Below are 12409 nucleotides of genomic sequence, written 5' to 3'. Positions count from 1 at the left end.
CTTAAGTCAATCTCCTCTCGAGCGGCTTAAGCTCCGCGACAATCTGCCGCAGCGCCTTGCCTACACTATCGATGTCCTGGGTACGGTGTTCATCGCCGAAGCTGAGCCGAATGCCGCTAGAAGCATGCTCCGTGCTCGCTCCAAGCGCAAGCAATACCTGGCTTGGCTTATTGTCCTTCGACGAACAAGCCGACTTCGTTGAAGCCATTATACCATGCTGCTCCAGCTTATGGATGACGACCTCCGGCTTCATGCCGGGATAAGAGAAATGGACGATGTTCGGCGCAAGCGGCGCGCCGCCATTCAGCTTCAGTTCTGGAATGGAAGCCACGATAGATACAAGCTGCTCTCTTAATTCCGACATGCTTGCTCGTCTTACGGATTCGGTCTCACGAGTCATCCGAAGAGCTTTCGCTGCAGCGACAATCGCCGGTACATTTTGCGTTCCTGAACGCATGCCCTCCTCCTGAGAGCCGCCTGTCAGCAGCGGGTACAGCGTTATTCCGTTTCTTACATAGAGCAAGCCGACGCCTCTCGGCCCGCGGAACTTATGCGCCGATCCGCTGACAAGATCGATACCCCACTGTTCAATATCAATTGGCAGCTTGCCTATGCTTTGCACCGCATCAACATGGAAGAATACTTTCGGATATTGCTTCAGCCATTGTCCGATCTGCTCGATTGGCTGAATTGTACCGATTTCATTATTCACATGCATAACACTGACCAGAACCGTTTCATCTGTCAATGCCTCTGCGACCTGTTCCACGCTCACATGACCGCTGGCGCTGACCGGCAAGTACGTAACGTTAAAGCCCTCTTGCTCAAGCTGCGCAAAGGTTTCGGACACAGAAGCATGCTCGATTGCGGTCGTGATCAGATGTTTGCCTCGCCCGCTATATTGTTTGGAGATGCCTTTGATCGCCATATTATTCGATTCGGTACCGCCTGAAGTAAATATCCACTCGCCGCCGCGCGTGCCGAATTGCTCCGACACAAGCGAGCGTGCCCGCTCGATCAGCTTGCCCGCTGCCGTGCCTCTCTGATGCAATGATGACGGGTTCGCATAATGCGCCTTCATTACTTCCATCATCGTCTGAATGACCTCATCATAGGGCGGTGTAGACGCGCAATGGTCAAAATACAGCATCGTTATTCCCTCCTTCTCACGCTCTTCCTACAATAAAAACAAAAAGATCAGCGACAGCCGCTCGCAGCTAGCGATGCGGCAACTATCGTGATCTCAAGCAGGAGCGACTCCGCCTCCAAGCTGCGGCATGCACAATCGTTCCACGGATAAATTAATTAAATTATTGCATAGCTTGAAGCACTTTTACAACATAACGTTGGGTTTCTTCCGGCAAGCTGTCGATAGCTAATTGAAGCTCTTCGTTCGTTCCGATGCCCAAACGGTCGATTCTGCCCGGTCCGGCATTATACGCGGCAAGCGCGACTTGCTCATTGCCGTTATACTTGCCCAAAAGCAGCGACAAATACTTCGTTCCCCCGTTAATGTTCTGCTCCGGGTCGAACACGTCGCCGACGCCAAGTCCTCTAGCTGTTCCATCCATCAGCTGCATAAGCCCTTTCGCTCCTGAGGAAGATACCGCATCGCTTTGGAAGCCGGACTCGGTCTTAATTACCGCTTCGATCAAGGATGGATCGACGCCGAATCTAGCCGAGGCTTGCTGGATTAGCGAATCATATTGTCCAGAGCCCGTCCATTCTGCATCCGGAAAGCTGTCGGAAAGGCCAAGCTCGGATAAGCTGCTTAGACCGCTAAGGCTGCCAAGCGACGATAGCTGCGATAACAGATCGGTCGGAAGCGTCGAAGCAACATCTGTGCCTGTCTCCGTCGCGCCGCTCATATATTGCGATAATAACGTATCGAATAAGGAAGGTGTGCCGTCCGTCTCCGTCTTCGTAAGCGGATTGGAATTCGCTTTAAAGTCAACGCTCGGAGCAAGCTGAAGCTGCAGTAAAGCTTTCATCTGTCGTGGGTCAATGCTCATAATTACCTCCCTAGCTATGTACCTTCATATGTTAAAGGATATTTACGTATGTCTGTTATATCGGTTTTTATTGTATCGCTTTTTAGAGCGGACCGCCAGTTGCAAATAAAAATCGCCGCTCAAAGCGATCACGCTTCGAACGGCGACTAGATTACTTGAAGATTTTGACACGCTCTTCGATCGGCTTGTATTCCTTCTCTCCTGCAGGTGAGGTTGGTTTGCCGAATGGCAGCTGTGCAACCAGCTTCCAAGAATCTGCAATGGACCATGCCGCCTTTACCTGATCGTCAATGAGCGGATTATAATGCTGGAGAGATGCTCCGAATCCTTCATTCTCGAGCGCTGTCCACACGACAAATTGATGCATGCCGGATGATTGCTGAGACCATAGCGGAAAGTTCTCCGCATAAGCGGGAAAGCTGTTCATAAGACCGTCAATGACTGTCTGATCCTCAAAAAACAATACGGTGCCATAACCGTTCTTGAAGCTATCCATCTTCTGCTGGGTTGGCTCGAAATTATCGGCAGGAACGACGCCTTGCAGCGTACTCGTCGTAAGATCCCAGAGCTTATCATGGTTTGCCCCGAGCAGCAGAACAATTCGCGCACTCTGCGAGTTGAAGGCAGATGGCGTATGCTTAATGGCATCATGCACGATCTGAGCGATCTTCTCGTCTGAAATATCGGATTGCTTGCTTATGCCGTAAATACTGCGACGGTGCTTTACGGCTTCCATGAAAGCAGCCGATGTCCCCGTCTCATTCATTGCGGTGTTAGCTGTCATTGCCTCTCCTGCCTTTCGGTTGAATGGTTTAGGGCGACAATTTATTTTCCCCAGCCTCTTCGCCATTAGTCTAGAAAGGATAGGCATTCCTCACAGGATTAGATCCGGTCTTTAATGCCTTTCAATCTATAAATCCTGCGAACCAGTGCCACACTCCATAAGAGCAATACACACAGCATTGCAACAACGACCTCCAGCTGCAAAATATACCAAGGCCATGGCGCAAGCATATCCAGCAATGATGCCGTTCCAGGCTTACGCGCCAAAAACATAAAGTTCGTATAGCCCGTCAAATAATTCGTTAACGCCGCCGGAATCGCCAATACGTGCAGCCAGAACCATGCGCGCAAGACGGACTTATATGTCGGCTTGTATCGTTCAATGACAAGGATAAACAATCCAGCGGCAATGATGCCAATATGCGCAATGAAGAAATGGAAGTATCTAAAGTGCGGGAAACCCCAATCGAGATTCGGCGTTATTAACGCTTGCATCGCTCCCAGGATCCCAAGGAAAATGACAATGTCATACAACCGTTTGCTGCCGGTCAAGAGCAGCACGGCCGAAATAAGAAGCGTAATACTGCACAGCTGAAGCGGAAGCGATCCGAATGACCACTCGTCTTCGATGATGTAAGAAACCTGGAGCGCGACTTCACAGCTTATAAGCACCGCTGCCAACGCGATGCGGAAATATCGGTTAACAGCAGGCACGCGAAGCTTCTTGCGCATCAAGAAGATGCTTGCGAAGACAATAATCGCCGACAGCAACGCAGCGTAGTGCGCGGTGGTAAACATTTCGAACGACATGGCACACGATCCTTCCCTTTACGGATCTCAACTTTGTACTTCTTTCCTTATTTTTGCAATATTAGGACAAAAAAAATAGTACCAAGTTTATTTGGTACCATCCTCCTTATTTAACAGCCCTAAATCCTTTACTTTCTTGGCCGCTTCCTTCGATCCGGGCAGGTGCAGCTTCTTTAATATATGGTTGACGTGATTTTTTACTGTTCGCAGCGACACGAAGAGCTTATCGGCAATCTGTGTCTGCGAATAACCTTGGTCGATCAAATTCAGGAGCTGCAGCTCCGAAGGAGTAATCAAATCTTCGACCTTCTTCACCTCGAACTCACGCTCGACAAGCTTCAGCCTTCGGAATTCCTCCCGCATCTGCTCGGCTGCCGCTGCGCTAATCGTCGACTGCTTCGCGTAAGCTGCCCTAACAGCTGCCGGCAACGTCTCAAAGTCCGATTTGATCTGATAATCGATCGCGCCAGCTTGGAATGATCGAAAGATGAGCTCCTTCTCTTCCATGGATGTCAGCATGATGACGCGGGCCCCTGTTCGCCTGCTAGCCTCGTCGGCAAGCTCAATTCCTTCAGGCCGCCCTTCCATCATAATATCCATCAAGATCACATCTGCGGCATCCATCGTCTGTGACTGAATCATTTGACGAGCTTGCTGCGGATCGGATTCGGTCCATACGACCTCGATATCCTGCTCTTTGTTCAAGAAGGCCGTCAAACCTCGAAGCCAATCCAGATCATCTTCTATTATCCATACTTTAATCGACGGCATGAGCTTCCGCCCCCTTCTTCATGAGCGATTCTGTCTTCGCTGCCTGAATCGCTTTCTTAGGAAACGCCATAAGCACCGATGTGCCTTGCCCCGGTCTGCTCATCACATGAAGCGCTCCCCTATGCTTTCGCATCACTTGGAACGCATATGGCAAACCTAATCCGAAGTTCGAACCGCTGCCGGCTTTCGTTGTATAGAAAGGTTCAAACGCTTTGGCTATTTGGCTTTTGTCCATTCCCGCACCTGAATCACGGACTTCAATGACAAGCTCGCGCTTCTGCTCGCTTAATGTAATGCGCAGTTCACCCTCGCCCTTCATTGCCTCCACCCCATTTACAACAAGGTTGCCAAGCGCTTCGCCAATCTGAGCCGAATCGATCATTGCGTTCCAACCTTCCGCAAGCGCAAGCTGGAAGCTCGCACGGGGATAGAGCGCCTCAATGGGCTTCACCGTTCGGATCACAACATCCGCGATCAGCTCCCGCTGAGGCTTTAACGTCAAGTCCTCCGTACGCCGATGCACTCTTCCTACCATATCCTGCATATGCTTCGATGCTGACAGCACCGTCTCAATATCTGCCAGCAGCTCCGCTTGATTCGTCTCGATTGCATACGCCTTCATTTTCTCGGAGAACAATCGCATCTTTGCAGCATCGTTCTTGATTGCATGGTTCAAGATCGCCGTGCCTGAAGTGACTGCACGATACGTCGTATCGAATCTTCGCCGGTCAATCAGCACTCTCACTCCCATAAAGCCGTAAGTGAACAAACCTACGACAAATACGGTCGCGCCTAATCCTACGAACCATGTATTATATACCCACATTCGAAGCATCCCCATACTTGGAAGCACATAATTCATCACCATGCTGAACAAGACGGGCGGCAATACAGCCGAACATACGATCCAGTGCTTTCTGGACAAAGCCGCGTAAGGCTGACGCTTCAGCAATATGAGCACTGTTCCGAACAAGATATACGGAACGGCCCACCATACAACTAGCTTGAACGTAATCGGATACATTTCGTTGTAAAATGGCGTGAATAGGATACAGCACAAAATGGGGAGTGCAAGGAGCCATTGCACCAGCTTATATAAAGCGAGAGGCATACGAATGTGATGATAGGCTAGTGCGAATAATAGGAAAAAATACGGCAGACCGTAATAAGACGTCAAGGACGATACGGCCTGCACGTAATAGAGCATCTGCTGGCCGCTGATGCTCATTCCAGCCTCTGTCGCTGCCGGAATCCAGCTTAAATCAAGAACGGCCGCCAGCGCACCTGCGCCGCCGCTGAATGCAACGGCGCCTAATCGACGATTAATGTCCGAGCGGCGATCGGATAACCATAAGATGGCCGCTATGGCCCATAATGCGATTAGAACGAACAGCATGCGTTAGCTCCTTTGCGTATCTGATACTATGAACTGATCTCGATCGTTACCGGCGACCATTCTCCGATAACCGTCTGGCCGTGCACGGAGACACTGCCTTCAGGCGTGAGATCTTTCTCGGTCATAATCCCGAGCGCGACTACGAATTGATTGAACTTAACCGGAACGTTCTGCTCGCGGCGCACTTCTCTGCCGTTTACATAAAACACGACTTCGTCCTTGGCTTGGTTGTATACGATCTTATACGTATTGAACTGTCCGGCATCGAAGTCGGTATCTTCTTTAAATACGCAGAAATACCGCGTCTGATCGGTCTCGGGCACCTTCACACCTGGAAACGGCAATACGGCATACACGCTTGCATACTTGTCCGGCGATGCGAAGAAATCAAGCGCCCCGCCTGTTGTGAAATCGAGCAGGTTCAAGGATACGAAGCCGTCGTACAGATCGTCCTTAGCCGTATTTTGCGCGCGTGCTCGTATTTGAAGCTCGAAGCTGATCTCTCCGCCCTCCGGCACGATAACCGGTTCTGCCGAGTAATACATATGCTTGGCGTTGTCCAGAATTTGGATACGGTCATGGCTTCGGCTGAGCGGTGCCCGTACATAGAGCAGTCCATTGCGGACGATAACTACCGCGTCAGGCTCGCGATATTGCCAAAAGCTGCCGTCAGGCAATGGAAAACCGCCCATTTTCCAAACTTCGCCTTCGTTTAGAATCGTATGAAAGTCGCCTAATACCCATTGCTTGTCCATGATGTGTACCTCTTTCTTCGTTGTGTAATGATATTATTGGATGATGCCTTGAATGAATAACGAAACGATCATAATAACGCCGCATTGCATAGTTGCCTTCAAAGAGCCGCCCATTAATGGCAAATACGCCTTCGATTCATTGCGAGTTCCCAGCTTACCGTATACGAAATAAAGCGGAATAGCCGTTAGAATGCCCAGCAGAGCATAAACAGGAAGCGCTTCTTGAATGACGCATATTGCGAGTGCACAATAAGCCAAATACATAAGCACCTGCGAGAAAAGCAGCGCTTTGCGCTCGCCCCAAACGACAACTAGCGTCCGTTTGCCGGCTTCGCGATCAGCCTGCCAATGCAGGAAGTGATGGTTGAACAAGATGAGCGTCGTCAAGAAGCCGATCGGCAGCGACAGCAGCAACGCCCGCGTATCGAGCAGCAGCGTCTGTACATAGTACGAGCCGACTACCGGCAAAATACCGAATGAAAAAAGAATAGCAAGTTCGCTGTAGCCTTTGCCGCGATAACCGAAGCGAATCGGCGGCGCTACATAGAAGTAGGCCAGCAGCGCGCCAAGAACGGCGAACACCATAACTTCCCAGCCGCTGTAAATACTAAGAACGATACCGCACACCGCTGCAATAAAGAACAGCAGCCAAGTGACGAAAGCGAACTTTTTGACGCTCCATGTACCGTTGGTCAAATAACCCGAGTTCGTCGAGATGGCATCCTTGTTAGCATGAGCAGCCTCATCCGTCCCATTGTAGTAATCCCATAGATCATTGATCATATTGGAGAACAGATGCGCGCATGCCGCGCCAATCAAGGTCAATAAGAAGAGCCATACATCGAACACGCCATCCCATACATAAGCAGCCAACGATCCCATAACGATTGGTATGAGCATGACCGGAATTACGCGAATTCGTGAAGCTTTCAAAAATTGTTTCAACATATCGAATCATTACCCTCTCTGCTGTCGTTATTACAATTGAACCACTACCATTCGATTGTCGTCAACAGTCCGATCAATGAGTACGACGCTTCCAAACTTGATTTATCTTTTGTGCAAGCTGGCCCTGACAATAATCATTGCCGTTGCGAGCATCGAAAGCCCTTGCCAGCCTTTCACTTTCGGCTTCTACCCATTCGCTTGTGAAAGAATTGTGAACAACCAGCTTCCTTCTCCGCTTCTTCTCATTCCACAGCGTAAAGAACGCACTGGCCCCGATCAAATATTGGAATCGATTCCAGTCTGTTTTGTTGCTCAATACATATTCGGCTGTGCTCTCCAACAGTTTAGCCGCTTTGTTCAAGTCCGTTGCAGAATAATAACCGATCAGTCTGCCGTATTCTTCTAAGTAGCCGGGGCCTTTCAGCATCCCCGCGCCTTTGCGTGCAAGCTTGGCCGCCTCTTCCTGCTGATCGGTCTCAAGCAGCGGCATGAGGACATGGCTGTACGTATTTTGCGGGATCGAACGGCAGGACATCTTGCCGCTTAATATCGGCTTCAATGTCTGAAGCCCCCGCTTATAACGACCAGATGTTAAGTGGAAGTAGCCGAATAAATTTTGCTCGCAAGCCCGGCAATCGGACATTTGATCATATGGCGCTTTTTTCCACTGCTCATAATACGTTTGGGCAAGCTCGGCATGCCCGCCCGCTAGCGCATAAAGATGAACTTTCGAATAATAAGGCCGCAGACTGTGTCCGTATTGTAGGCATTTTCGTTTAAAATCATCAAAGATGTCTTCGATCTGAGCAGCTCCAAATTGCGGAAACCGCCATATGATGCCGACCAGCCACTTGTAATGCCAAATGATTTGGTGGCTGTCGTATAGATCCGGCTGTTTCTCGAATTGCGATAAGCACCAGGCGAAGGAGACGATGAAGCGTTCCTCGAAGCCAGACACTAACGCCGCCTCCGAATACGTCATTCTAGCGTGATAAGCTTCTTCCTTCGACATGTACAGATCGGCGATGCGAACAGCCTCTTCCAGCACCGTCACCTTCTGCTTGCCGTCCGGCAGGCTCCAAGCCTCATTGCGCAGCTCATCGTATCGTTGCTTCATCCCTGATGGCCACCTGCCTGACCAAGTCCGATCGAGAGAGAACGCATGAATGACTCGTTCATCAGCTGCATCTCCTCCGAGCTCATTGGATAATGCCCTAGCAGCAGCGACTGGGTATACAACGTCTCGATACTTAGCTTCTGCATCTCCGGGTTGCCGCATGTAATGGCCTGCTGCACGATCGGATTATTGTAATTAAAGCAAAGCCTTGCATAAGGCACATCGTGGATTTGATGAATGACAACATCTAGAACACTGTCGAACAGCTCATTCGACTCGGCTCTCGTCTGCTCCGCCATGCGCAAGAAGTTGAATTCTTCATTCGTATTATATAGAACGGCAAGCTCTTTGGGCTCGAACCGCTTCACCGCGCTGCGGCATTGGAATCGCTCTAGAAGCTTGTCCGCAAGCGCTAGGAAGGGCGAAGCTAAGCGAAGCTCAAGCGCCGTTAAATCTTGGAACAGATTAGAGAAGTTAATCGGATCAAGGACCCCTACCTGGATCTTCTCGTCATACTCCTCCAGCTTGCGCACAAGTTCAAAGTCATGCACGTAGCCGCCATTAATGACCATTACGTTCTGCGCCTTCGCCACGCGAACCACTTGACGGAACTCGTCTAAAGTCGACGAAACAACGATATTGGAGCTGTGTTGCAAAATATCTCCCATGCGCATCATGCCGTAAGGCGTCTCGAACGAGAGATGGCGAATGAACAGCTGGTACAACTCGTTATCCTCTACAGCCAAAGCCTTCAGCGAAACGTAATGAATCTTCACGATTTTCTCGAACAAATCGGGATCAGTCAGAGCCAGCATCATCAGATGGCGCTTCAGACATTGTCCCAGCTCATCTCGGACGGTATAGAACAGCTCGTTCTCAATAAACGACTCCCGCGATGCGGTAGGCTTCAGCCCTCCCACATTCACGATGCATGTGACGAAAAAAGCCCATTCGGGCAATATTTGACTCATCTGATCGGAGAGCAGCATCCGTTTCACATATACTTTATGCTTCTTCTCTGCTTGCAGACTTACCGCATAGGGCAAAATATAGGCCGTGCCTTCCGCTTCACCAATCAGCGACTTGATCGGAACGGCCTCTAGAAACCGGTGGCCGAGCTGAGCCTCGCCATATTCCAGCGCATGCTGAGGGTCCAATTGCCAAGGCGGCAGCGCACCGTTAATATTTCGCTCAAAGCGATCCTCGGACAAACGAATCGGCACCGGCAGAAACTCGCCGTAATGCGACATAAGCTGCTCTAATTTAAACCATTCATAATATTCCTCATAGTCTTCCTTGCACGTCAAATAAATCGTTGTCCCGATCGGCGCTTCGCGCTTCAGCTTGCGGATCGTATACGTGCCGTCTTGTCGGCCGCGCCATTCCAGCGTGTCGCCCTCCAGCGCAGAACGCGTGATCAGCACGATCTCAGCGCTTACGACGAAGCAGGACAGCATGCCGACCCCGAACTGGCCGATATAGTCGTCATCCCCATCCAACTCCTCGCGTTTAGACGTGCTTCCGATCTGCGAGAGGAAGCGGTGAATTTCGGGCTCCGTAAGGCCGATGCCGTTGTCATGAATCGCAATTGTTTTCGATGCGTATAGCTCAAATAATATTTTCGGCTCAAATTGATGCCCAAGCTTCCTGCGAGCTGTGATAGCGTCGACGCCATTTTGCAGCAGCTCTCTTACGAACACGCCCGGATTCGAATATAGATGCTTGGAGAGCAGTTCAATCATGCCCTGTAAATTTACTTGAAAGTTCATTTCGCTCATCGTATCACCTGTCTCCAATATGTAAGTTAAACTTAGTTCAAAGGCAATGCCGTCTGTATACGTTCATCATTCGCTGTTCTTGAACGTTATCCTTCTTTATCGACATATTGATCGATGTCCGACACTCTTTGCCGTTTATAAATAAAAAGAGTGCAGAGCGGCTATCGCTCTGCACTCCCTGTCCTGATTGCCCTGTCCTATATTTTGAATACCGAAGCGCGTTCCTTGAGCGCCTCCGATGATTCCGTCAACCGCTTCGACAATTCGCCCAGCTCGTCGGAAATGCCGTTCTGCATGTCGGACAGACCGCTTATTCCTTCCATCTGGCCGTTCACTTCCGTCGATTTCTCCAGCAGCTTATCGACGGCCGTAACGATATGCGTCATGCCTTGCGTAATCTCGTTAATCGCAGTCGATATTTCACTCACTTGATCAGATAACACTCCGCTCTGCGCTTCAATTGCCTGGAACGTCTCGCTAGCCGTTTCCGACGTCTCGCGAGTAGACTTGATGACATCCGAGAATTGGCTTATCGTACGGCCGCTGGCTGCGACATCCGCTTGAATAAGCGCCAGCTCCTTCGTAATCTGCTTCGAGATTGCGTCGGTCTGACCCGACATCTTGCGAATTTCTTCTGCAACGACCGCGAAGCCGCGACCGTGCTCGCCTGCGCGTGCCGATTCGATCGATGCGTTAAGCGATAATAGATTCGTCTGCGTATTAATATCTTGAATGCCTGCCAGGAACTTCGCAACATTACCGTAGCGTTCATTCATCGATTCGAATGCGGCCGTCAGTTTATCGAACTGCTCCGCCGTCTCATTCACTTTCAGCACAACGCCCGCCATCTGTTGCGAGCCGTTAAGCGATGCTTGCTTCATCTTCTGCATATCGCCATTTATGTACTCACTGGACGCCGCGATCTCTTCCGAGCTTGCCGAGATTTGTTCGGTTACCGCCGAAATCGATGATGCGTCGTCATACTGGGCTTGCAATGACGTCTTGCCATATTCGATCTGGCCTTTGACCTGCTCGGAAGCGTCACGGTTGCTGCCGATCTTCTCCGTCATCTGGTTCGATACGCCTAACACCGTACCGCTCACATCAATCGTCGCTTTGATCGTCTCGCGCAGGTTGCTGCCCATGTCGGCGAGCGATGCGTCGATATCTCCGAATTCATCGGCGCGCTGCAGCTTCGACTGCTCCGTGAATTGATTGTTCCGGTACGCTTCGATCCGTTTCATAATGCCGGACAAGCCGGTCTTAATCGAACGTGTAATGCCAAATATCATAAAGGCAGGCAATACCGCCAATAGGATGACATTCACGAGAATGATTATATTCGCGCTATCAACGCTTTTGTTAAGCGACTTCTGCATAGACTGCGTATCTTCAGACAACTTTTTCTCCATCGCTTCTTTGGAAAAATCAATTATGATCGTGTAGACACTGATCAGATCCGACACGCGCAGCGACTTTTCTTCAGCCGTTAATGCATTGACATCAATAGAAGTCGTGCTCAAATTCGTATAGGCAAGATCCAGCACCTTGATCTGATTCACATATTTTTGAGCATTCTCTTCGGCCGGATATTTAATATCCATAGCCTCGAATTGTTTACTTAATTGCTCTAAGCTAGTCGGGATTGTCGCTAACTCCGTCTTAATCGCAACAGCGTTCTCTTCCTCGGTACCGTTCTCGATCGCATCGATCATTTTCAGCATCGTCTTCAGCAGCTTGCCCGACACCGCTTGGTAATTACGTTCAGCTTCGGACAGCTTCTCGGACTCATCTACCGCGTTTGCTACCGATAAGTTCTGGGTATAGATGAATGCCCCAGCACCTAAGTTAAATAGGGTAATAATGGCGGAGATAATAAACAACTTCGTCGTAATCTTCTTCCCGTTCAACTTTTTCAAGCTTACTTGCCTTACTGTTTGCAGTGCTTTGCCAAGCCATGCTTTTCCTGTTGTTGCCCACGATGCTGCCTTCATGCTGATTCTCCCGCTCCCTCTGTCTACTCGAAAAATAGCAAAAAA

Annotated in this window: 11 protein-coding genes; all 11 read right to left on the bottom strand. The window is 50.0% G+C overall.

Annotated features, from left to right (window positions below):
• Nucleotide 1 precedes the first annotated feature (1 nt).
• On the bottom strand, nucleotides 2–1150 hold the full coding sequence (locus tag AC1DF0_RS08595; protein ID WP_477573671.1) for a cysteine desulfurase family protein: 1149 nt from the start codon (nucleotides 1148–1150) through the stop codon (nucleotides 2–4).
• A gap of 160 nt (nucleotides 1151–1310) precedes the next feature.
• The gene (locus tag AC1DF0_RS08590) at nucleotides 1311–2012 is read right to left on the bottom strand and encodes a lytic transglycosylase domain-containing protein (RefSeq protein ID WP_442051896.1); all 702 of its coding nucleotides are present in this window, start codon (nucleotides 2010–2012) and stop codon (nucleotides 1311–1313) included.
• A 151-nt stretch (nucleotides 2013–2163) separates the two neighbouring features.
• Nucleotides 2164–2796, bottom strand: coding sequence for a nitroreductase family protein (locus tag AC1DF0_RS08585; protein WP_477573670.1), 633 nt, complete (start codon nucleotides 2794–2796; stop codon nucleotides 2164–2166).
• A gap of 98 nt (nucleotides 2797–2894) precedes the next feature.
• Nucleotides 2895–3605: a YwaF family protein gene (locus AC1DF0_RS08580; RefSeq protein WP_477573669.1), complete on the bottom strand. Its 711-nt coding sequence runs from the start codon at nucleotides 3603–3605 to the stop codon at nucleotides 2895–2897.
• A gap of 87 nt (nucleotides 3606–3692) precedes the next feature.
• Nucleotides 3693–4376: a response regulator transcription factor gene (locus AC1DF0_RS08575; protein WP_477573668.1), complete on the bottom strand. Its 684-nt coding sequence runs from the start codon at nucleotides 4374–4376 to the stop codon at nucleotides 3693–3695.
• Complete coding sequence (locus tag AC1DF0_RS08570; RefSeq protein ID WP_477573667.1) at nucleotides 4363–5772, bottom strand: ATP-binding protein; 1410 nt, start codon at nucleotides 5770–5772, stop codon at nucleotides 4363–4365. Before AC1DF0_RS08570 ends, AC1DF0_RS08575 begins: the two co-directional genes overlap by 14 nt.
• 26 nt (nucleotides 5773–5798) lie before the next feature.
• Complete coding sequence (locus AC1DF0_RS08565) at nucleotides 5799–6527, bottom strand: DUF6081 family protein (protein ID WP_442051891.1); 729 nt, start codon at nucleotides 6525–6527, stop codon at nucleotides 5799–5801.
• 33 nt (nucleotides 6528–6560) lie between these two features.
• Nucleotides 6561–7475 carry a UbiA family prenyltransferase gene (locus tag AC1DF0_RS08560; RefSeq protein WP_477573666.1) on the bottom strand — a complete coding sequence of 305 codons (915 nt, stop codon included), beginning with the start codon at nucleotides 7473–7475 and terminating at the stop codon, nucleotides 6561–6563.
• A gap of 73 nt (nucleotides 7476–7548) precedes the next feature.
• Nucleotides 7549–8592: a hypothetical protein gene (locus AC1DF0_RS08555; RefSeq protein WP_477573665.1), complete on the bottom strand. Its 1044-nt coding sequence runs from the start codon at nucleotides 8590–8592 to the stop codon at nucleotides 7549–7551.
• Entirely contained in the window at nucleotides 8589–10370 is a 1782-nt protein-coding gene (locus AC1DF0_RS08550; RefSeq protein ID WP_477573664.1) for an HSP90 family protein, read from the bottom strand. Before AC1DF0_RS08550 ends, AC1DF0_RS08555 begins: the two co-directional genes overlap by 4 nt.
• 197 nt (nucleotides 10371–10567) lie before the next feature.
• Nucleotides 10568–12364, bottom strand: a complete 1797-nt coding sequence (locus tag AC1DF0_RS08545) for a methyl-accepting chemotaxis protein (protein ID WP_442053475.1) — start codon at nucleotides 12362–12364, stop codon at nucleotides 10568–10570.
• Nucleotides 12365–12409 lie beyond the last annotated feature (45 nt).

Source organism: Paenibacillus sp. 05T425, from assembly GCF_056396205.1.
The sequence above is the reverse complement of the archived record's forward strand: the minus strand, read 5'-3'. Positions and strand labels throughout refer to the sequence as shown.